The 22764-nt window shown below is 70.4% G+C and carries 14 protein-coding genes; 7 read left to right on the forward strand and 7 right to left on the reverse strand.

The window, feature by feature from the left end:
• Nucleotides 1–963: 963 nt before the first annotated feature.
• Entirely contained in the window at nucleotides 964–2232 is a 1269-nt protein-coding gene (locus tag ACIQRW_RS38135) for an RICIN domain-containing protein (RefSeq protein ID WP_403769928.1), read from the reverse strand.
• Between the two features lie 553 nt (nucleotides 2233–2785).
• On the opposite strand from ACIQRW_RS38135, the gene ACIQRW_RS38140 reads away from it, so the two are divergent.
• From ACIQRW_RS38140 to ACIQRW_RS38165, 6 genes are all read left to right on the forward strand, one after another.
• Nucleotides 2786–5623, forward strand: coding sequence for a PQQ-dependent sugar dehydrogenase (locus tag ACIQRW_RS38140; protein ID WP_403769930.1), 2838 nt, complete (start codon nucleotides 2786–2788; stop codon nucleotides 5621–5623).
• On the forward strand, nucleotides 5620–7395 hold the full coding sequence (locus ACIQRW_RS38145) for a ThuA domain-containing protein (RefSeq protein WP_403769932.1): 1776 nt from the start codon (nucleotides 5620–5622) through the stop codon (nucleotides 7393–7395). Before ACIQRW_RS38140 ends, ACIQRW_RS38145 begins: the two co-directional genes overlap by 4 nt.
• 605 nt (nucleotides 7396–8000) lie before the next feature.
• Nucleotides 8001–8324 (forward strand): hypothetical protein, encoded by a 324-nt coding sequence (locus tag ACIQRW_RS38150; protein WP_403769934.1) that lies wholly within the window; start codon nucleotides 8001–8003, stop codon nucleotides 8322–8324.
• Nucleotides 8325–9035: 711 nt separating this feature from the next.
• Entirely contained in the window at nucleotides 9036–9662 is a 627-nt protein-coding gene (locus ACIQRW_RS38155) for a hypothetical protein (protein ID WP_403769936.1), read from the forward strand.
• 276 nt (nucleotides 9663–9938) lie between these two features.
• Entirely contained in the window at nucleotides 9939–10358 is a 420-nt protein-coding gene (locus tag ACIQRW_RS38160; RefSeq protein ID WP_403769938.1) for a hypothetical protein, read from the forward strand.
• The gene (locus ACIQRW_RS38165; RefSeq protein ID WP_403769940.1) at nucleotides 10355–10849 is read left to right on the forward strand and encodes a 3-hydroxyacyl-ACP dehydratase FabZ family protein; all 495 of its coding nucleotides are present in this window, start codon (nucleotides 10355–10357) and stop codon (nucleotides 10847–10849) included. Before ACIQRW_RS38160 ends, ACIQRW_RS38165 begins: the two co-directional genes overlap by 4 nt.
• Nucleotides 10850–10924: 75 nt before the next feature.
• Here the strand turns inward: ACIQRW_RS38165 and ACIQRW_RS38170 are convergent, their stop codons facing one another.
• Entirely contained in the window at nucleotides 10925–11536 is a 612-nt protein-coding gene (locus tag ACIQRW_RS38170; RefSeq protein ID WP_403769942.1) for a hypothetical protein, read from the reverse strand.
• 922 nt (nucleotides 11537–12458) lie between these two features.
• On the opposite strand from ACIQRW_RS38170, the gene ACIQRW_RS38175 reads away from it, so the two are divergent.
• Entirely contained in the window at nucleotides 12459–12737 is a 279-nt protein-coding gene (locus tag ACIQRW_RS38175) for a phosphopantetheine-binding protein (RefSeq protein ID WP_403769944.1), read from the forward strand.
• 1155 nt (nucleotides 12738–13892) lie between these two features.
• Here ACIQRW_RS38175 and ACIQRW_RS38180 read toward each other — a convergent pair.
• The 5 genes from ACIQRW_RS38180 to ACIQRW_RS38200 form a co-directional block, all read right to left on the reverse strand.
• Nucleotides 13893–14690, reverse strand: a complete 798-nt coding sequence (locus ACIQRW_RS38180) for an ABC transporter permease (RefSeq protein WP_403769946.1) — start codon at nucleotides 14688–14690, stop codon at nucleotides 13893–13895.
• Nucleotides 14687–15712 (reverse strand): ATP-binding cassette domain-containing protein, encoded by a 1026-nt coding sequence (locus ACIQRW_RS38185; protein WP_403769948.1) that lies wholly within the window; start codon nucleotides 15710–15712, stop codon nucleotides 14687–14689. Before ACIQRW_RS38185 ends, ACIQRW_RS38180 begins: the two co-directional genes overlap by 4 nt.
• A 168-nt stretch (nucleotides 15713–15880) precedes the next feature.
• On the reverse strand, nucleotides 15881–16432 hold the full coding sequence (locus ACIQRW_RS38190) for a flavin reductase family protein (protein ID WP_403769950.1): 552 nt from the start codon (nucleotides 16430–16432) through the stop codon (nucleotides 15881–15883).
• A gap of 10 nt (nucleotides 16433–16442) precedes the next feature.
• Nucleotides 16443–17516, reverse strand: a complete 1074-nt coding sequence (locus tag ACIQRW_RS38195; protein WP_403769952.1) for a MupA/Atu3671 family FMN-dependent luciferase-like monooxygenase — start codon at nucleotides 17514–17516, stop codon at nucleotides 16443–16445.
• Nucleotides 17517–17570: 54 nt separating this feature from the next.
• Entirely contained in the window at nucleotides 17571–22763 is a 5193-nt protein-coding gene (locus tag ACIQRW_RS38200) for an amino acid adenylation domain-containing protein (RefSeq protein WP_403769954.1), read from the reverse strand.
• Nucleotide 22764: the final 1 nt, after the last annotated feature.

A 22764-nucleotide genomic window follows, 5' to 3' on the forward strand; every position in this document is an offset into this window, starting at 1 on the left:
CCGCGAGACAGAACTGCACGGGGCAGACCGGGCAGGCTCTCGCCTCATCCGGCGGCGCCCCATACGCCTCGCGACCTCATTCTGAAACCATCAGTAAGACCAGCCGCATCAGCTCCAGCACGCGCCAGGTGCGAAGTACGGCGGCATCGTCAACCACCAGCTGCTCGGTTCCTTGTACGTCGCCCCTCGGGAGAGCGCGTAGGCGATGCGATGTGCCAGGGCTGCCTGGACGCTCTCCCACCTGAGCTGTCCGTATCCGAAGTGGTTGCGCGTCTTCGCCGTCCAGGGCCAACAACCGTCGTCTCCGCCCCTCTGATCGATCCAAGCCCAGAGCTCCGATACACGGGCCTCGCGGTCCAGTTCGGCGAGATCTCCCGTCGAGATCCCCCATCCGGCTGGTGGAGGCATGACCGGCTCTGTAACCTTCTTCGCCCCAGTGCGGCCTTCTTGCGGCCGACCCGAGTGTCTCGATTTTTCTCGCTCTTTGTCCCGGGGAGCAGGTGGGCGGGATGACAACAGGACTTGAAGTCGCACAGGTGTCTGAGCAACGTGCTGACCAGCAGGGCTTGCTGTAGTCCGCTGGGGTGAAGGCCACAACATGTGCGCTCACCGAGCCGGTCATGGCTTGGCCAGCAGCGGTGTGTCCGTACCTGTTGCCCTTGACACCATTGAAGGGCCAGCAGGCGTTCACTCCAGCTGTGCGGTCGACGCGATCCCAGAACCTCGCTTCTCGGCACTTACGGCGCTCAGGTGTCTCGGCGATCCCGTGCCACTCGCCACCATCAGTTGCGCGTACGTACTCCGCATGGCTGTCCCGGGACTGTTGATCGGCTACAGCTCGGCCCCGAGCCGGGCACGTTCATGTACGCGCCCGGGACCGTGTTCGCGGTCCCGGGCGCGTATGCGGTGCGTCCCATGGTCAGCCCGTGCGGGGGCCGTTCGCCATGGGTGCGGCGGGGCTGTTCAGGCGAGCGTCCACTTCTGGTTGGCGGCCCCGGTGCAGGTCCACAGCTGGGCGCGGGTGCCGTTGGCCGAGGAGCTGCCGGTGGCGTCCATGCACTTGTCCGCCTGTGGGTTGACGATGTCGCGGGCGCCGGTGACGGTCCATCGCTGGTTCGGGCCGGCACTGCAGTCCCAGAGCTGGAGCTGTGCTCCGTTCGCGGTGCTGTTGCCGGTCACGTCGAGGCACTTGCCGAGGGCCCGGACGGTGCCGTCGGAGCGTACGTCCCACTGCTGGGCCGCGGTGCCGTTGCAGTCGTAGAGCTGTACGGCGGTGCCGTTGGCGGAGCTGGCGCCCGCCACGTCGAGGCACTTCCCGCCGATGCCCCGGATGGTCCGGCCGGCCGGCGGGTTGGTGCCGCCGTCGGTGCTCACGCGCACGTAGTCGACGACGAGCTGCTGCGGGAAGCGGGTGGAGCCGTCGGGGTCGCCGGGCCAGTAGCCGCCGACCGCGAGGTTCAGGATCATGAAGAAGGGCTTGTTGAAGACCCACTGCCGGCCGCCGAGGTCGGCGGGGGTGCGGGTCTGGTAGACGTTCCCGTCCACCGACCATCTGATGGAGTTGGGGCTCCAGTCGATGGCGAAGGTGTGGAAGTTGTCCGCGAAGGCCGCGCCGCCCGGCAGGGTGTATCCCGCGCCGATACCGCCGGAGCCGGAGTAGCCCGGCCCGTGGAGTGTGCCGTGCACGGTGCCCGGCTCGAAGCCGACGTTCTCCATGATGTCGATCTCGCCCGCGGCGGGCCAGCCGATGTTGCCCATGTCGTTGCCGAGCATCCAGAAGGCGGGCCAGATGCCCTGGCCGCGCGGGAGCTTCATGCGGGCCTCGACGCGCCCGTACTGGGTGGTGAACTTCCCGGCCGTGTTGAGCCGGGCCGAGGTGTACTCGCACCGGCCGTACCAGCAGTTGTAGTTGGCCGGGTTCTCCTTCTTCGCCGTGATGACGAGATTGCCCTGGCCGTCGAGTGCGGCGTTGTTCGTGCCCGAGGTGTAGTACTGCCGCTCGTGGTTGTTGACGTTGTCGCCGGTCTCCAGCTGCCACCTGGAGCCGTTGACGCCGGAGCCGGCGGGTCCGTCGAAGTTCTCGTCGAAGGTCACGGCGAGGGGGGTGGCATCGGCGGAGACCGGGGCCGGGGCGGGGGCGGCCTGCACGGTGGTCGGGCTGAGGGAGGCGAGGCCGAGAACGGCGGCTGCCGCCAGCCAGGTCAGGGATCTGTGGCGCCAAGGCGTGCGCACGGGGCATCACATCGCTTCGTGGGGGTGTGGGGAGGAGAGCGGGGGGCCAGCTGGCTGACGCGCGCATGACATAGCGGAGTGCGCCAGCAGTCACGTACGAACACGAAATGAAGTGATCCAGGGATCCCGGGGGGAAGCGGTGTTCAACAGTTGGCGATAACGATTTAAGGAGTGCGCCGGAGGTCCGTCAAGGTGTTCGTCTGGACCAATTCCCTTCACCGCAGGTCAGGTTGGTGTTCCACCGGACGGTACGGGGGCGGCCCCACGGCCGGCGGTGGTAACCGGCGCCATGGCTTCGGGAGCAGCCGCACCGGCCCCGTCTGCGGAGCTCGACCGGAAGCCCAACCAGCAACTTTGTCCCCCCAGTAGAGAAAGATGAGGCCAGGTACGTCAAAGGGCTTTCTGGTCCGCGAAAAAGCCATTACCTTCCTGCTCTGTACCGAACGGCAAAGGACCGGGTGCCCCTTCCTCCCCCCGGGGGCACCCATGTCCGCGGCGCGACGGCGCGCGCCTGTGCTCCAGACCTCACCCCGTCATCACACGGAGGATGCGCGTGCACAGGAGACTCACCAGACCCCTCGCGGCGCTCGCCTGCACCTTGCTCGCCGCCGCGGGTGCCCTGACCGCCCAGCAGAGACCTGCCGCAGCGGCCCCCGAACCCGTGACGCGCGTCGCGGCCGACGAGTTCCAGCAGGTCACCCTCGCCAAGGGGGTGGCCGAGACCGGCGAGCCCATGACCCTCGCCGTCCTGCCCGACCGGTCCGTCCTGCACACCTCACGGGACGGCACCCTGCGCGTCACCGACGCCGCCGGCACCACCAAGGTCGCCGGGAAACTGGACGTCTACTCGCACGACGAGGAGGGCCTCCAAGGCGTGGGCGTGGACCCCGGCTTCACCGCCAACCGTTTCGTCTACCTCTACTACGCGCCGAAGCTGACCACTCCATCCGGCGACGCACCCGCCACCGGCTCCGCGACGGACTTCGCCCCCTTCGACGGAGTCAACCGGCTGTCGCGGTTCTCCCTCAGGACCGACGGCACGCTCGACACCGCCAGCGAGAAGAAGGTCCTCGACGTCCCCGCGAGCCGCGGACTGTGCTGCCACGTCGGCGGTGACATCGACTTCGACGCCCAGGGCAACCTGTACCTCTCCACCGGAGACGACAGCAACCCCTTCGCGTCCGACGGCTACACCCCCATCGACGAGCGCGCCAACCGCAACCCCGCGTACGACGCCCAGCGCTCCTCCGGCAACACCAACGACCTGCGCGGCAAGGTGCTGCGGATCAAGGTCGGCGCCGACGGGAACTACACCATCCCCTCCGGCAACCTCTTCGCGCCCGGAACCGCGAGGACCAAGCCGGAGATCTACGCCATGGGCTTCCGCAACCCCTTCCGGATGAGCGTCGACAAGCCCACCGGCACCGTCTACCTCGGCGACTACGGCCCCGACGCGGGCACGGCGAACGCGGGACGCGGACCCGCCGGACAGGTCGAGTTCAACCGGATCACCAAGGCCGGCAACTTCGGGTGGCCCTACTGCACCGGCGAGAACAACGCCTACGTGGACTACAACTTCGCCACCTCCACATCGGGCGCCGCCTTCTCCTGCACCGCACCGAAGAACACCTCGCCGAACAACACCGGCCTGACCGACCTGCCCCCGGCCCAGCCCGCCTGGATACCGTACGACGGGGGCTCCGTCCCCGAGTTCGGCGGCGGCTCCGAGTCGCCCATGGGCGGGCCCGTCTACCGCTACGACGCGGCCTCGGCCTCCACGGTCAAGTTCCCGCAGAGCTTCGACGGCGACTACTTCGCCGGCGAGTTCGGCCGCCGGTGGATCAAGCGGATCGAGCAGGGCTCCGACGGCGCCGTGCAGACGATCAACGCGTTCCCCTGGCAGGGCACCCAGGTCATGGACATGGCCTTCGGCCCGGACGGCGCGCTGTACGTCCTGGACTACGGCACCGGCTACTTCAACGGGGACGCCAACAGCGCGGTCTACCGCATCGAGTACGTCACCGACGGCCGCGCCCCGCTCGCCAGGGCCACCGCCAACCGCACCTCCGGCCAGGCGCCCCTCGCGGTGGCGTTCTCCTCGGCCGGGACCTCCGACCCCGACGGCGACCCGCTCACGTACGCCTGGAAATTCGGTGACGGGGCCACCTCCACGGCCGCGAACCCCTCGCACACCTACACCGCCAACGGCCGCTACACCGCCGAACTGACCGTCTCCGACGGCACCGGCAACACCGCCACCGCCTCCGTCGTCATCACCGTCGGCAACACCGCGCCCACCGTCACCCTCAGCCTTCCCGCCGACGGCTCCATCATCGACCCGGGCGCCGCCGTACCCTTCACCGTCACCGTCACCGACCCCGAGGACGGCACGATCGACTGCTCGAAGGTGAAGGTCACCTTCATCATCGGCCATGACAGCCACGGCCACCCGCAGACCTCCGCCACCGGCTGCTCCGGCACCGTACAGACCATCGCCGACGGAGAGCACGACCCCAACGCCAACATCTTCGGCGTCTGGGACGCCGAGTACACCGACAAGGGAGCCAATGGGCAGCCCGCCCTGACCACGCACGACCAGAACGTCAGCCAGGGCAGCAAGCGGCAGGCCGAGCACTTCGGCGGCTCCGCCGGCATCCAGATCGTCGACAAGGCCACGGCGAACGGCGGCAAGACCGTCGGCTACATCGACAACAACGACTGGATCTCCTTCACCCCCTACATCCTGGGCAACGCCACCAAACTGACCGCCCGGGTCTCCTCCGGCGGCGCCGGAGGCACGCTGGAGGTACGGGCCGGCTCACCCACCGGCACCCTGCTCGGCTCGGCCGCGGTCCCCGTCACCGGCGGCTGGGAGACCTTCCGGGACGTGAGCGCGGACCTGACCAACCGCCCGGCAGGCACCACCACCCTGTACCTCGTCTTCAAGGGCGGCAGCGGCTCCCTCTTCGACCTCGACGACTTCACCTTCACCACCAGCGGAGCCACCGCGCCCGGCGGTGAGCTCAAGGGCATCGGCGGCAAGTGCGCGGAGGCCGCCGGCGGAGCGAGCGCCGACGGGACACAGATCCAGTTGTGGACCTGCAACCAGAGCGCCGCGCAGAAGTGGACGGCCGGCACCGACGACACGCTGCGCGCGCTCGGCAAGTGCCTGGACATCAGCGGCGCCGGAACGGCCGACGGCACGAAGATCCAGCTGTACGGGTGCAACGGCACGGGCGCCCAGAAGTGGGTGGCACAGGCCGACGGAACGTTGAAGAACCCGGCGTCCGGCAAGTGCCTGGACGCCTCCGGAGCCGCCTCGGCGGACGGCACCAAGCTCCACCTGTGGACCTGCCACACCGGCGCCAACCAGAAGTGGACCCTGACATGAGCCGACGACTCACCCGCCTCGCCAGCTGGGCCGCCTGCGGCCTGCTCGGCGCCGCCGTCCTGCCCACCGCGGTCTCCACCGCCTCCGAACCGGCCCCGGCCGCCCCCGTCCGCGCGGCGGCGGCCACCCCTGCCCGCGCGGCCGCCGCCGACCCGGCGTACGACGTGCTGGTCTTCTCCAGGACCGCCGGCTTCCGCCACTCCTCCATCGACGAAGGCATCACCGCCCTGCGCCAGCTGGGCACCGCCAACAACTTCACCGTCACCGCGACCGAGGACGCCGCCGCCTTCACCCCCGCCAACCTCAGCGGCTACGAGGCCGTCGTCTTCCTCTCCACCACCGGAGACGTCCTCAACTCCGCCCAGCAGAGCGCCTTCGAGGGGTACATCGAGGCAGGCGGCGGTTACGTCGGGATCCACGCGGCGGCCGACACCGAGTACGACTGGACCTGGTACAGCGGCCTGGCCGGCGCCCTGTTCAAGTCCCACCCGCACATCCAGCCGGCCACCGTGAAGGTCGAGGACCGCGCCCACGACGCCACCGCCCACCTCGGCTCCACCTGGCAGCGGACCGACGAGTGGTACGACTACCGCACCAACCCCCGCACGTCGGCCCACGTCCTGGCCTCGCTCGACGAGTCCACCTACAGCGGCGGCACCATGGGCGGCGACCACCCCATCGCCTGGTGCAAGGACTACGAAGGAGGGCGCGCCTTCTACACCGGCGGCGGCCACACCGAGGACTCCTACGCCGACCCCGTCTTCCGCCGCCATCTGCTCGGCGGCATCCGCTGGGCCGCGGAGATGACGGAGGCCGACTGCCGCCCGGAGACCGGCTACACCACCCTGTTCGGCACCTCCGGGACCACCGGCTGGAAGCAGGCCGGTCCGGGCTCCTTCGCCAACGCCGACAACACCCTGACCTCCCGGGGCGGCCTCGGCCTGTTCTGGTACCAGGCGAAGGAGTACAAGTCCTACTCCCTGAAGCTCGACTGGCGCCAGGCCGGTGACGACAACTCCGGTGTCTTCGTGGGCTTCCCGGCCTCCGACGACCCGTGGTCGGCCGTCAACAACGGGTACGAGATCCAGATCGACGCCACCGACACCCCCGACCGCACCACCGGCTCCGTCTACGGGTTCAAGTCCGCCGACCTCGCCGCCCGGGACGCCGCCCTCAACCCGCCGGGCGAATGGAACACGTATGAGATCCGGGTCGAGGGCGAGCGCCTCCAGCTCTTCCTCAACGGCCGCAAGATCAACGACTTCACCAACACCGAGCCCGCCCGCAGCCTCCAGCAGGGGCACATCGGCCTGCAGAACCACGGCGAGGGCGACGACGTGTCCTTCCGCAACATCCGCATCAAGGAGCTCGGCGGCACGACCGGACCCCGGGAAGGCGCTGTCACCGGCATCGGCGCCAAGTGCGTCGACGTCGCAGGCGGGTCGAGCGCCGACGGCACACAGATCCAGCTGTGGACGTGCAACCAGTCGGCCGGCCAGAAGTGGACGGTCGGCACGGACGACACGCTGCGCGCCCTGGGCAAGTGCATGGACGTCAGCGGCAGCGGCACAGCCGACGGCACCAAGGTGCAGCTCTACGGGTGCAACAACACCGGCGCCCAGAAATGGGTGCCGCAGACCGACGGCACGCTGAAGAACCCGCAGTCGGGCAAGTGCCTGGACGCGTCCGGTGTCTCGTCGGCCGACGGCACCAAGCTCCACCTGTGGACCTGCCACACCGGCGCCAACCAGAAGTGGGCTCTCCCCAGCTGAGCGACCCTCCCGACTCCGGGGCCACCGCGGGAGGCGGTGCCCCCGGAACCGGCCGCCACACGGGGCCGGTGACGGCGGCGGGGCGCAACGCCGAAACGCACCGCCGCCGTTCTTCGACCGCCCGGCCCGGCCTCCCGCCGTGCGGGCGTTTGTCAGACGATGACGGACACGTCGACCACACGAAGTGGCCGCCGGCTTCCGGCTGCCCGGCGGCGTCGCGCCCATCCGGGTGGCCAGGCAGCCAGACACACGTCCGGTGAGCGGTTCGCGCGGGACCCGCCGTCCCCTCCGGAGGCAGCAGAGCCTTGGCCTCGGACGGCGGACCGCCACCGAAATCCAACGCATCATCTCCGAAGCGATTCCGGGGGCCTCAAGCGCCTACGAAAGAGACTGGCCGTTCGGGTTCGCACCGCCGGAGAGTGTGATCATCGCGCGAGGCAGTGGCCCGAAGCCACACGAGCTTGCTGATCCGCTGTCTGCGCGGATCGAGCGGTTCTTGCTGCTGGTCAGGTTACTGAAGCCCGGGATCAGCGAGTCGATGGCAGAGATCCGAGGGGAGTCTCGCCTGGTACGCGACCTCAAGCCCACAGTGATCCGCTTCCGAGGTGCAGGGCCTGGGTTCGGAGCCCCTGCCGGCAAGGCTCTCAACCCCTGACGATCCGGCCGAGCAGATCTTCAACGATGTGGGCGCGATCTATAACCTGCGGTCCTACCTGGTGCACGGCGGCGCCCTGACGAAGAAGGCACTGCGCAAGGAGGTCCGGAAGGTCTCGACCGCTCTGGATGACCCGCTGTGGCCCTTGGCAACGGACGACCGTGTTGATGCGGCGATGGTGAACGATCACAGTCGCAGGGCATGGCGCGAGCGGTGGCGGGATGCACTCGCCAGCATTGACGCCAGCGCCAGTGCCGACCGCGCGCCTGTCTGATCCGCGCGATCCGCATGCCGCAGCCGGGCGTGACACCTTGTGAGGACTCAGGGCAATCGCTGGCTTCTACTTGTCCCTGGAGACGGCAAGCTTCGGCACGACTGCTTGAATCGTTCGGCCTGCCCTGCGGCTCCGCCGGGCTTGATGGCCGGCATCATCGTGGCCTCCGACGACTCCCCCTGTGCCGTGGAGCGCAGTGCTGTCGCAGAAGCAGAGCCCTGGCACAGCTTTCTTGCCGAGCCGGTGGCCGATCCTCATGTCCCCCGACGTGCGCCTTCAAAACTCATTCCAGTTATCCGGCCTGCCCCTCGACCGTGCCGGTTCGAGCAGCACTCTGCTTCAACTCGGATGACAAAGTGGTGGAACCCGACGTAAATGTTGAGCTTCCCCGTGACTTCTTTTGAATGAAGCCACGAGATATCAAATATACGCAGCAGAAATCCCCGGATGTTCATTCGTCCGGGGCTTTCTGCTGTCACGGACGAAGCCGCTGCGACGAAACCCTCCGCGTGCTCCCGTTGTCCAGGGTGTGGACGTGCGCGACGGCCGGTGACGGGTGGAGCGGTTATGGTCGCATCCCTGGGGCGGACCGCCCCGTCCGCCGCACGGGGGAGCCGGTTCAACCCACTGATCGATGTCCGGCGTCCCGCCGGATGCGATCTTCGGTTATGAGGGGGCCGACCGCCGGCCCGTCAGAGCCGAGGACCACGCATGCAGTCGCTTCAGTACGTCGAAGACCCCGCCGCTGCGCGGCCCGGACGGTTTCGTGCCGCATGGCGGGCGGCCCACGAGCCCGTTGCCGGGGTCTCCCGGTGGACGCAACTGCTCGCCTACGCGGTGCCCCTGGTGGTGCTGCCCTCCACCATCTGGCGGTTCCCCGCCGCGTTCCACGACGGATTCTCGCCCGGCGACCTCTACGTCATCTTCCTGTCGGTGGTGTCCGAAGCCGCGGCGTTCGCCGCGGTCGGCCTGATCGCCGGATGGGGCGAAGTGTTCCCGCGCTGGGTCCCGTTCCTGCACGGCCGCCGGGTCCCGACGGGTGTGGCGGTCACCCTGGGCACGATCGGGGCCACCATCCTCACGCTCCTGTGGAGTGTGCTCACGCTCCTCACCGAGTTGAACGGCACCACGATCAGCGGCGAGGCCCTGCCCGACGACTTCCCGAACCAGGTCGGCGGCTGGCAGGAGGTCTGGTACCACATCTGCTACACACCGCTGATCCTGTGGGGGCCGATGCTGGCCGTGCTGACCGTCGCGTACGGGAAGCGCCGCCGCGCGGCCGGGAACGCGCCCGCGGGCGTGGTGGCCGGCGGTCACCGGCCGCGGCGCGGGCAGTGATCCGCCGCGGCGTGGGGCGGTCCAGCCCTTCCGCATCGTCAGCCTTCTCCTGATCGACGGCCGGCTGGCCCTCCTTCCGGCTTGCGGCGGCCGGTTGTTCCGTTTTGAAGTCTTGGATGCGCACTGTCCGTGCACCGCCGCACGGTGCACCTTTCATGTGCAGTCCTGACTTCAGAGGAGGGCCAGAATGCCGGAATGCATTTCTCCGAAATATGCCGCACTGCGGTTTCCCGATGCGGTGGCACAATCGCCAAGGACCCTGGTCGGAGACCCATCATGACCCCGGGTGCGGCGGTCCTCGCCGAGCCGCGTACGGCGGCACCCGTCCCGCGGTCCGCCGTGACCGCTGCAGCCGGTCCCCACGAGGTGTCGGCCACCGTCACGTACACCGCTTCGATCGAGCAGCTGCTCGCCCGCGACTTCCCCGACTTCCCGATCCTGCCCGGCGTGTCCGTCCTGGAGTACGTGCGCCTGGGCGCGGAGGCGAACCTGCCGCGCAAGGGCCTGTTCCTGCGCGCCATCGCCCGGGCCCGCTTCGTCGGAGCGGCCTTCCCCGGCGACGAGCTGACCGTCGGGCTGACGTGGGCACCGGTGCCGGGCGACGAGGGTGCCTGGGACTGCCAGGCCGAGGTGAGAACCCCCCGCGGCCCCGCGGCCCTCGCGTCCCTCCGCTATGTCGCGGGGGCACAGCTGTGATCGAACTGGACGGGATCCGGCGGCTGCTTCCGCGCCGCCGGCCGATGCTGCTCGTGGACCGGGTGCTGGAGGCCGTCCCCGGTGAGTCGCTCGTCGCCGTGAAGGCGGTCACCGGCAACGAGCCGTGGTACGAGCGGATTCCGCAGGACGCCTCCGTCGAGCAGCTCGCCTACCCGCCGACCCTGCTGATCGAGTCATGGGGACAGGCCGCGGGGCTCCTGGCGAGCATGGACGAGGACCTGCCCGAAGGGGTGATGGTCCTCGGCGGCACGACCGAGATGGAGTTCCACCGGCCGGTGCTGCCGGGGACGGTGTTGGAGCACCGGGTGCGGCTCATGCGGGTCTGGCGCGGTGCGCTGTTCTTCCGGGGCGAGACCCGGGTGGGCGACGAAGCCGTCATGTCGGTGCACCAGTTGACGCTCGCGTTCCGGCCCTGGGAGGCGCTCGGGGCGCCGGAGCCGGCCGATCGGACGCCGGTGGCCGCCGCGTGAGGCGATGACCGGGAGCCCGTGTCCGGACGCACAGGGTGGGGCGGGACTCCTGGAGTCCCGCCCCACCCTGTGTGCTCAGACCGCTTTCCTGCGGGGCAGTACGTTGCGGCGCACCGCGTACGCGTAGGTGACGGCCGCCAGCAGCGGGCCCCAGGCGATCAGCGGCACATAGGTCGCGAGGAACAGCACGGCCCGCCAGTCGAGCGCGCCGACCAGGTGGAGCAGCATGCCGCGCAGGGTGCCGTCGCCCAGCTGGGAGCCGTCCGCCCCGTGGCCGGACAGGATGGCGACGAACGCCGTGGTCCACAGTGCGGTCAGGACCAGCGCGCCCAGTGCCGCGGGGACGATCGCCGCCATCGGCCGTACGGGCCGGCCGCCCACGAACGGCATCCAGCGCGGCCAGACCTCCCCCCAGGTCGATACCAGGCCGATCGCGAGGAACGCCACCGCCTCGGCGAAGAGGGTCAGCACGACCGCGTAGACCTCCATCGGCAACCAGCCGGGCACCTCGCCCCTGCCGACGTCGATGTCCTTGGTGACCGGAAGCCCGAAGGTCATCCCGGCGATCCGCCACAGGCCCGACGGCAGCACGGTGAAGGGGATGAGGAAGGCCACGCGCCGCGCCCAGGCGGGCACCCCGTCCGCGAGGCTGCCGTGCAGGGTCCGATGCTCCAGGGTGGTAGCCACGCCAGGTCCTCCAGAGGTGCGCCGCGCTCATGGCGGGTGTGAGGTCTCACTGCCCAAGCCTGCTCCCCGGTGCCGCCCCCGTGCCTCCTTCGCCGGTCCGGGAACCGGAGTCACGCGGGGGACCTCTCCCCCTCGGCGCTCCTCCTCAGGGATGAGGGGCACTGCGCTGGACAGTCGTCGGATCGCAGCCTGTCCGAAGGGGTGCGGATGCGACAACAACAGTGCAAAGATTTGATTCCGGCGGTCCGCTCGAATATCTTGAACATCATGTTCCAGTAATTCGCCGCAGCGCACAGAAACCTTCGATACGGCACCTGTGCGATCCTCCGGGAGGACCGGAGGCCGGCGGGACGGCCCCGGCGCGGAGCGTAGACCCCAGAACTGGTCAACTCCGCACGATACGGCGGACTGTGGGGACACCGGCCCACGGACCGTGACGGCCTTTATTGAATTCCCTGATGAGAAAACCCTGAATCAGGGTGCCGCCATTTAAATCACGATGGTTGCCCGCCCCGAAACGGTCACCTAATATCACCTCAGATTCAGCAGGCAGGAATCACGGCTCTTTGATTGGGCCAGGAATCGCGGATTTCGCACGCCAGCCGGACGGGGAAGCGGCATGAAGGAGTCGGGGCACACACGTGCTCGAAGAGCGGTGATCGTCGGGCCGGACATGTGGCCCGCCGCCCGGCCCTGGTGCCGCCGGCGTCCGCCCGGCACGCCCGATCCGCCCCGGGCCCGACGAGACGTACCCGCCCGCGCCCGGGCTGCGCACCGAGCCCTTCCGCGTGCCGTGTGACGACCTGTCCTGTCCGCGGTTCCGCCCGCTGCGGCAGTGCGGGCACTTTCCCGTGCACACCCCCCACCTGAGCACCATCCGTCCATCCATCCCTGCGCCAAGAACCAAGAACGGGACACCGACATGACGAGCACTCAGGCGGACACCGCCACCGTCGCGACCGAGCTGGACAAGGAAGAGCTCCGCGGCGTCATCGCCCGGGTCCTCGACGTGGACGTCGCGGACGTCACGGACGACGCCTCGTTCACCGCGGACCTGGGGGTCGACTCGCTGCTGGCCCTCGAGGTGGTGGTCGTGCTGGAGCAGACGTACGGACTCCCCTTCAAGGAGCAGGAGTTGCAGCGGGTCACCTCGCTCAGCAGCGCGTACGAGGTACTGACCGAGAAGGCGCAGGCGCGCTGACACACCGGACGCGGCAGAGGCCCTGCCCGGGACCACGGTCCCGGGCAGGGCCTCTGCACACGGCTGCTCCGCTCACCCGACGCACAGCGGGAGCCCTTCGAGGACGCGTGCGGGGAACGGGCTTGCGGGTGATCTCTTCCGGTGCCACCGCCCCGATGTGCTCGTAGCGGTCGAGCAGCGTCGAGGGGACGACCTCGGCCCGGATGCTGCCGAGGGAGGCGCCGAGGCAGCGGTGGAGGCCGTGGCCGTAGCCGAGGTGGCCTGCCGTCCTGCCGTGGATGTCGAGGCCGTCCGGGTCGGTGCGGTACGCCGGGCCGTGGCCGGCCGCACCGGTCGAGACCATGACGAAGTCGTTCTCCGCTCTGTACGGCGGCCATCTCCAGCGGTTCCGCCGCGGCCGCCGGCATGGTGAGGTGCACCGTCGTCTCGTAGCGGGCGGACTCGTCGACGGCCGCGGGCGCCAGGGAGCGGTCGGCGCGCACCATCGCCAGCTGCTCGGGGCTCGCCTGGTCGAGGTCGACGCAGAGTCCGAAGCGGTCCTTGTCGGCCAGGGCACGCCCAGGAGCGCACCCAGGACGGTGCCGGGCAGGGGGAAGGCGAAGCCGGGTGTGGTCCGGCGGGTCCATCGAGAGCAGGTGGTGGGTGATCACCTTCGCCGGAGGACTGCTCCGCCGGCACCGGCAGGGAGTCCAGGCCCGCGGGCGCGGCGGCGGCCCGCAGCAGCCGGTCCTAGTCCTTCACCGGACGTGGGCCGGTCAGGGCGATCCTGGCCGCGTCGTATCCGACGGCCGGCCACACCGGGGGTGGGACCGGGTTCGCCGGACAAGGCGGTGCAGGTTCTTCACGTACGACAGCTGCGGCCCGCACAGCGAGGGGCGGCGCCGTCCCCCGGGCGGGGGACGGCGCCGCCCCTCGTCGCGCTCGGACTGCTCCTCCAGCAGGTCCGGCTGCTCCCTGACGATCTCGTCCACCAGTGACGGGATGCTGGACCGGCCGAGTTGCTCGTCCCCGAAGCCGGCGCACGCCGCCGGTGCCTGCTCGTGGCTGAGCGCCGGGGGCGGGGGCGGGGACGGGCCCCGGTGGGTCGCGGACGCACTGCGGCCCGGCGGGCCGGGGAGGCGGCTGCCGGGTCGCGGGGGTGCGGGGCTTGCCGCGTCAGACTTTGGCGGCCGCGCGCTCGTAGGCCCGCGTGGTCAGCGGGATCAGGATCACCAGCAGCACGCCCAGGATGAGCACCGAGGACAGCACCGGGTGCCGCAGCGGCAGCGGCACGTCGCCGACGTTGCCCGTGGGGTTGCCCCACAGTTCGCGCAGGGCCGTGGCCAGCGTGGTCATCGGGTTCCACTGTGCGATGCTCTGCAGCCAGCCCGGCAGGTTGGCCAGCGGGTAGAACGTGGCCGAGAGGAACGACGCCGGCATCGTGATGAACATCGCGACCGCGTTCACGCCCTGCGGCTCGCGGATCAGCAGGCCCACCAGGGAGCCGAGCCAGGTCATGGTGAAGCCGAGCAGGATCAGCAGCAGGAAGCCCTCGAGCGCCTTGATGGGATTGGTGTCGATGCGCCAGCCGATCATCAGGCCGACGCCCGACATCACGGCACAGGAGATGCAGTTGAGGACGACGTCGGAGCTGGTCCGGCCGAGCAGCACCGAGACCTGGGACATGGGCATCGAGCGGAACCGGTCCACCAGGCCGTTGTTGAGGTCCTCCGCGACGCCCACGCCGGTGTTGATGACGCTGGCGAGCATCACCTGGATGAAGATCCCCGCCATGATGTAGTCGTGGTATTCGCCCGAGGGCAGTGTCATCGAGCTGCCGAACAGGTACCCGAAGAGGATCACGAACATGATCGGCATCAGCGTGACACTGAGGAGCCGCTGCGGCATCCGTACCAGATGGTGCATGTGCCGGCCGAACAGGGCGTAGGAGTCGCCGAGTATGTAGGTCTTCACCGCTGTGCCGCCTTCAACTCGGTTTTGCCGTGTGCCGGTTCGGTGTCGTCGGCGGACTTGGTGGTGTCGTCGGGAACCGCCTTGTGACCGGTCAGCTCCAGGAACACGTCGTCGAGCGAGGGGCGCCGCACGACGAAGTCGACGACCTCGACCGCGGCCGCCTGGAGCTCCGTCGCCGCGGCGGCGACTCCGGCGATGCCGTTCTCCAGCGCCACCGAGACGCGCAGCCCGTCCGCGCTGACCACCGGCTGCGCGGTGTCCGGCGAGCCGACGGCGGCCAGCGCGGCCCGGGCGGCGGGGGCGTCGTCGGGGGTGCCCACCGCGATCTCCAGACGTTCCCCGCCGACCTTGCGCTTGAGCTCGTCGGGGGTGCCCTCGGCGGCGATCCGGCCCTTGTCGATGACCGCGACGCGGTGGGCGAGCTGGTCGGCCTCGTCGAGGTACTGGGTGGTGAGCAGCACCGTGGTGCCCTCGGCGACCTGCTTGCGCACCATGTCCCACAGGGCGTTCCTGCTGATGGGGTCGAGGCCGGTGGTGGGCTCGTCCAGGAAGATGACCGGCGGGCTCGCGGTGAGGCTGGCCCCGAGGTCGAGGCGGCGGCGCATGCCACCGGAGTAGGTGCGTACGGGGCGGTCGGCCGCTCCCGTCAGGTCGAACATCTCCAGGATCTCGTCGGCCCTGGTGCGCGCCCTGGCCCGGCCCATGTGGAGCAGGGTGCCGATCAGCACCAGGTTCTCCCGGCCCGTCAACTGTGCGTCCACGGCGGCGTACTGACCGGTGAGCCCGATGTTCTTGCGCACCTCGTGCGCCTGACGCACCACGTCGTACCCCGCGACCGTAGCCGTGCCGTCATCCGGCTTGAGGAGGGTGCCCAGCGTCCTGACGACGGTGGTCTTGCCGGCGCCGTTGGGTCCGAGCAGTCCATAGACCGTGCCCGCCTCGACGGACAGGTCGATGCCCTTGAGCACCTCGTTGTCGCCGTAGCGCTTCCGTAGACCCGCTACAGAGATTGCGATATCCATCAGACTCCTCATCACGGCGACGGACCCGTCCATCCGGTCAGGGCCGACGGTATTTCCCGGGGAAGTACGGGAACCAGGCGATTTCCATTTCTTCGAATCAGCCGGGGCGGACGGGGGCCGCCGCGCGGTGGCGGTGCCCCCGCGGTCCCTCCCGGTGCGGGTGTCCGCTCACACGGCGGACTCCGAGTCGACGCGCTGGAACTGGCCGTCGAAGAACAGCAGCCCGGAACGGCCGGTGCCCTTGCTGGAGGCCGTCACGCGCCCGAGGAAGACGGAGTGGTCGCCCGAGACGTGGATCTCGGTGAGTTCGCACTCCAGCCAGGCCAGTGCGCCGCGGAGCAGGGGTGCCCCGGTGCAAGGTCCGCGCTCCCAGTCGAGTCCGCTGAACTGCTCGGCGCCCAGCGGCCGCCGCTTGTCGGCGAAGTGGCGTGCGAGGCCCTCCTGCCGCGCTCCCAGGACGGAGACGGCGAACCTGCGCTCGGTGGTGATCGCCTGGTGCATCACCGCACTGTGCGAGACGCAGCACAGGACGGTCGGCGGATCGAGCGACACCGAGCTGAAGGCGTTCGCGGTCATTCCGTGGATGCTCTTGCCGCCCACGCTCAGCACGATGACGCCGGTCGCGAAGCGCGCCATCGCCTCGCGCAGCGAGGCGGGGGTCATCGTCTGCGCCATCGGGGCGGTGCCCACGGGTGCGGGGCTCAGGGGTGCGGTACTCATACGGGGCCGCTCAGCCTTCCGTCTGGGCGCGCCATGCGCCGTGGAGCTCGGCGAGGTGGTCGAAGGCGCCGATGACCTGGTCGGTGGCGACGCCGAAGTCCACCAGGCAGGCGACTTCGTCGACGCCCGCGTCGCTCAGCTGCTTGAGCATGCCCAGGCAGTCGTCGACGGTGCCGAACATGCCGCTGATCTCGAAGTACCGGTCGAACGCCTGCTCCACGAGGAACTTCCGGTCCTCGGGGCCCATGCTCTTGAGCTCCCGTGTGGCGGCCTCGGCCTGGGCGCCGGCAGCCTCCGCCGCCTTCACCAGCAGGTCGAAGGAGCTGGCCAGGTAGCGGGAGAACGGCTCGCGCACGGTCTCCCTGACCGCCTCGCGGTCGGTACCGACGAAGGTGTGCAGCATCAGGGCGACATGGCCCCGGCTCTCGGATCCGGGGTGGTGCTCGCGGTAGGAGGCGCGGTACTCGGCGATGCGCTGCGCGAGGACGCCGATGTCCTGTCCGAGCAGATGGGTCAGCATGCCCATGCCGTGCTCACCGGCCAGCCGGAAGGTGTCGGGGGTGCCGCCGCTGGTCAGCCACATCGGCAGCTCGCTCTGGACCGGCGGGGGGAACATCGTCAGCTCGACGGGCTCGCCCGCGCCGTCGACCAGGTTCACCGGCTCCCTGTTCCACAGCCGTCGGATGGTGTCGACCGTGTCCATGAGCCCGGACTTGCGGGTCTCGTAGTTCTCCGGGCGCAGTGCGAAGTCGGCTGCGTGCCAGCCCGATGCGAACGCGACGCCCGCCCTGCCGTTCGACAGGTTGTCGACGACCGACCACTCCTCGGCTATCCGCATGGGGTGGTGCAGGGGCGCTACGACACTGCCGGCGCGCACGGCGACGTTCTTGGTCACGGCGGCGACGGCCGCGCTGGTCAGGGCTGGGTTGGGGTAGTTGCCGCCGAAGGGGTGGAAGTGCCGCTCGGGGGTCCATACGGCGGTGAAGCCCTGCTCGTCGGCGAAGCGGGCGCCGTCCAGGAGCAGCCGGTAGCGGTCCTGTTCCTCGGTGTCGTTGTTGGCGAAGTAGAAGAGGCTGAAATCCATCGTGGTCTCCGAGTCCTGAGTTCTCCGGCGGTCCGCTTACGGGTCGTTCGGCTGCTACCACTCGCCCTCGAGCAGATCGATCTCGGCCTGGTCGAGGTCGGCCAGGGCGAGGTCGGACGGGGTGTGGCCGCCTGCCTCCGGGCGGTCCACATGGGTGATCAGCGCGTCCAGCGCACGGAACCATGCCTCGCCGATCTCGCGGGTCTCCGCTTCGGACAGCGGTCCGCCCGAGGGGTAGGACCAGGTCGCGACGAGCTCCTGGCCGCTGGGGCGGTCGAGGGTGACGGCGTTGAGCTCCAGGCTGTAGGGCGTGCCCGGCCCGTCGTGCACACCGGGGTTGAGACCGGCGGCCTCCGGTGCGATCTCCCAGTCCGTGCCGGCACCGTCCGGGTCGGGGACGGCGACGCGGCCCAGGTAGTTGAAGCCGATCCGGGGTGTCGCGAGCCGGGCCAGTTCCGCTCCCGTCTCCGCGTCGAGGTGGCGCAGCAGTCCGTAGCCGATGCCGGTGCCGGGCACCGCGCGGAGCTGCTCCTTGATGCGCTTGACGGTGCGCCCCAGGACGGGTCCGCCCGACCAGAGTTCGGCCCAGTCGGTGGCGCCCGGGTCCAGGCGCACCGGGTGCAGGCTGGTGAACCAGCCGACGGTGCCGCTGAGGTCGGCGCCGCCGACGGTTTCGTCGCGCCCGTGTCCCTCGACGTCCACCAGTACGGAGGTGGCGGCGCCGCCCGCCTTGCGGGAGTGGTCCACCAGTGCGATGGCCAGTGCGCTGAGCAGGACGTCCTGGACGTCGCAGTGGAAGGTTTCGGGCACCCGGGTGAGCAGGGCTGCCGTGCGGTCGGCCGGCAGGGTCGCCGTCACGGTGGCGACGGGTCCCGCCAGGTCGCACTCCGGGTCCACGGGTCGCCCGGCAAGGCTCAGCCCATCGTCGCTCAACAGGTCGGCCCACTGGGCGAGTTCGGCCCTGCGTTCGGGCTTGCGGACCTCGGCGGCCAGGTGCTCGCTCCAGCGGCGCACCGAGGTGCCCGGGTGGACCGGCTGCGGCGCGCGCCCCGCCTGTGCAGCGGCCCACAGCTCGGCGATGTCGTGCAGCAGGATCCGCCAGGAGACGCCGTCGACCACCAGGTGGTGGGCGACGAGCAGGAGCCTTCCGGGCCGGTCGAGTCCCCCGTCGAACCACACGGCGCGCAGCATCTGCCCTTCGCGTGGGGCGAGTTGGCTGCGCGCGTCCTCCAGGCTGCGCTCGATGAGCGCGACGAGGCCGGCGTCTTGGGTGCCCGTGGCGTCGGTCCGCAGCAGCCGGCCGGCGGCGTCGACCGCTCCCGCGGGTGCCACGTCGAGCAGCCACCTGCCGTCGGCGCCCTCGCCGAGCCTGGCCCTGAGCGCGCCGTGCCGGTCGTGGACGCTCTGGAGTACGGCGCCGAGCGCCGGCAGGGTCAGTCCCGGCGGGGTCGTTACGAGCATGTGCTGGCTGTAGCCGTCGATCCCGCCGCCCTGCTCGCGCAGCCGGTGTGCGATGGGGGCCGGTGTGAACTCGCCGGTTCCCAGGTCGGGTTCGCGGATCGCGCTGTCGTCGAGTACCTCGGCGATCTGTGCGAGCGCGGCGACCGTCCTGTGCTCGAAGACGTCGTTGACGCCGAACACGAGTCCGGCCGCGCGGGCCCTGGCGACCAGCTGGGTGGAGACGATGCTGTCGCCGCCGAGCTCGAAGAAGCTGTCGTCGATGCCGACGGACTCGATCCGCAGCACCTCGGCGAAGACCGTGCACAGGTCCTTCTCCAGGGGGGTGCGCGGTGCCCGCGAGTCGGCGGCGGCCCTGAAGTCGGGGGCGGGCAGCGCCTTGCGGTCGAGTTTGCCGTTGGGGGTCAGCGGCAGTTCGTCCAGGGTGACGAACGCGGAGGGCACCATGTACTCGGGCAGCGTCGCCGACAGGTGCGCGACCAGGTCGGCGGCTTGCGGCGCGGGGACTCCGGCCGCCGGTACCGCGTAGGCGACCAGCCTGGCGGCCGCGCCCTGGTCGGTGCGGGCCAGCACCACGGCCCGGCCGACCGAGGGGTGTCCGGTCAGGGCGGTCTCGATCTCGCCGAGTTCGATGCGGAAGCCGCGCACCTTCACCTGGTGGTCGGAGCGGCCCGAGAAGTGGAGCTGCCCGTCGGTGGTCCTGCGGACGATGTCGCCCGTGCGGTACATGCGCTCGCCGGGCGCGCCGAACGGGCACGCCGTGAACCGCTCGGCTGTGAGGCCGGGCCTGCCCAGGTAGCCGCGGACGACGCCGGTGCCCGCGATGTACAGCTCGCCGGGCACGCCGGCCGGGACCGGGTTGAGCCGCTCGTCAAGGACGTAGACGCGGGTGTTGCCGATGGGTACGCCGATGGAGGGCGCGCCCTGGGTGTCGGTGAGGTCGGCCGCGGTGGACCAGATGGTGGTCTCCGTGGGGCCGTACAGGTTCGTCACCTGCCGCGCGAGGCGCCGCAGTTGGTCGGCGAGGCTCTCGGGGAGTGCTTCGCCGCCGGTCAGCACGTGCAGGCCGCGCAGTTGTTCCGGTGCCGCCGTGACCATGGCCTGCCAGAGCGAGGGGGTCGCCTGGACGGTGTCGGCCCCGGTCTTCCCGGCCAGTTCGAGCAGTGCGGCCGGGTCGCGCACGGTGTCGCGGTCCGCGATCACCACCGCGGCGCCGGAGAGCAGCGGCAGGTAGAGCTCGAGGCCCGCGATGTCGAACGACACCGTGGTGACGGCCAGGAGGCGGCTTTCGGGGGTGAGGGCGAAGCGGCGTCCCATGTCGTCCAGGAAGTTGGTCAGCGCACCGTGCGGGACGATGACGCCCTTGGGACGGCCGGTGGAGCCCGAGGTGTGGATGACGTAGGCGGGGTTGTCGGGTGAGCCGACGGCCTCGGGTGCCTGTGCGGTGGCAGCGGCCAGTTCCCGCCCGGTGGCGGGGGCGTCGAGCACCAGCCGGGGCGTGTCGCTCCCGGCGAGCAGTGCCTGGGTCTCGTGGGTGACCAGCACCAGGGCCGGGTCCGCGTCCTGGAGGGTGTAGCCGATGCGGTCCAGCGGGTGCTCGGGGTCGAGCGGCAGATAGGCGGCCCCGGTCTTCAGTACGGCGAGCAGCGCCACCAGCAGGTCGGCGGAGCGCGGCAGGGCCACGGCCACCAGCCGTTCGGGGGCCGCGCCCCTGGCGGTGAGCAGGGCGGCGAGCCTGTTGGCCCGCTCGTCGAGCAGGGCGTAGGTCAGTGCCGTGCCGCCCGCGAGCACCGCGGTGTTGCCGGGGGTGCGGGCCGCCTGCTGTGCGAACAGCTCGTGCACGCGCCGTGGGGGCACCGGGTGGGCGGTGTCGTTCCATCCGACGAGGAGGTTCTCGCGCTCGGCCCGCGACAGCACATCGATCTGGCTGATGGTCAGTTCTGTGTGGTCCGCGACTTGTTCCAGCACCCGCACCAGCCGCTGGGCCAGCGCGTCGACGGTGTCCCGGTCGAACAGGTCGGTGCTGTACTCGACGACTCCGAGCAGGGCTCCGGGCTCTGTCGGTCCTTCCTGCTGCTCGCCGAAGGCGAAGCTCAGGTCGAACTTGGCGGCGCCGAGGTCGACCTGGTCGGTGCGCAGCCGGAGCCCGTCGAGGGTGTTCTGCGCGGCGGTCATGTTCTGGACCATCAGCATGACCTGGAACAGCGGGTGCCTGGCCGGTGAGCGTTCGGGGTCGACGGCCTCGACGAGGCGCTCGAAGGGGACGTCCTGGTGGGCGTAGGCGTCCAGGGCCGACCTGCGGACCTGGTCCAGCAGCTTGCCGAAGGTCGGGTCGCCGGATGTGTCGGTGCGCAGCACCAGCGTGTTCAGGAACAGCCCGACGAGGTCTTCGAGCGCCTCGTCGGTGCGGCCGGCGATGGGGCTGCCGATGGGGATGTCGTCGCCCGCGCCGAGCTTGGTCAGCAGGACGGCGAGCGCCGACTGCAGGACCATGAACATGCTGACGCCGCGGGAGCGGGCCATTGCGGTCAGGCGCTCGTGCAGGGCCGCGTCGAGTGCGAACTCCAGGGTGCGGCCCCGGTAGCCGGCCAGCGCGGGGCGGGGCCTGTCGGTGGGCAGCGACAGTTCGTCGGGGAGCCCGGCGAGGGTCTGCCGCCAGAAGGCGAGCTGCTTGCTGAGCCGGCTCTGCGGGTCCTGCTCGTCGCCGAGGAGCTCGCGCTGCCACAGGGTGTAGTCGGCGTACTGGACCGGCAGCGGCGCCCAGCCGGGGGCGGCGCCGGTGCGGCGTGCGGCGTAGGCGGTGGCGAGGTCGTTGACCAGCGGTCTGGTGGACCAGCCGTCGGTGGCGATGTGGTGGAGCACCAGGGTCAGTACGTGTTCGTGCTCGCCGAGCACGAACAGTGTTGCGCGCATGGGCAGTTGGGTGGTCAGGTCGAAGCCGCGGGTGGCGAGTGCCGCGAGTTTCGCGGGCAGTTCGGCCTCGGTGGTGTCCACGACGGTCAGCGGCACGGCTGCGGCCTGGGGGTCGCGTATCTCCTGCCGGGGCGTTCCGTCCGTTTCGGGGAAGACCGTGCGCAGGCTCTCGTGCCGGCCGACCAGGTCGGCCAGGGCGCCTTCCAGGGCCGTGCGGTCCAGGGGGCCGCCGGTCAGGCGCAGGACGAGGGGCACGTTGTACGTACCGCTGAGCCCTTCGAGGCGGTTGAGGAACCAGAGCCTGCGCTGGGCGAAGGAGAGCGGGAGCACATCGGGCCGCTCCACCGCACCGATGGCGGTCCTTGTGCTCGCATCCGATGCCTCGTCGAGCGCGCCGGCGAGTGCGGCCACGGTCGGCGATTCGTACAGGGTGCGGATGCTGAGTTCGGTGCTGAGGGCGCTGCGGATGCGGTTGACCAGTTTGATGCCCATCAGCGAGTGGCCGCCGAGTGCGAAGAAGTCGTCGTCGACGGAGACGGCGGGCAGGTCGAGCACCTCGGCGAACAGGGCACAGAGCACGTGTTCGTTGGGGGTGCGGGGTTCGCGTCCGGTGGTGGTGAGGGTGGTTTCGGGTTCGGGCAGGGCGCGTTCGTCGAGTTTGCCCGACGGAGTGAGCGGGAGGCTGTCCAGGGGGACGTAGGCGGCGGGCAGCATGTAGTCGGGCAGCGACCCCGCAAGCGCCTCCCGCAGCTCCCCCGCATCCGGTGCCTGTGCCGCGTTCGCCGGAACGAAGTAGGCGACGAGCCTGCGCTCACCCTGCCGGTCCACACGCGCCACCACAGCACAGTTGGCCACACCGGCACAGCCCGAGAGCACG

Origin of the sequence: Streptomyces sp. NPDC091287 (assembly GCF_044768525.1) — a bacterium.
GTDB lineage: Bacteria > Actinomycetota > Actinomycetes > Streptomycetales > Streptomycetaceae > Streptomyces.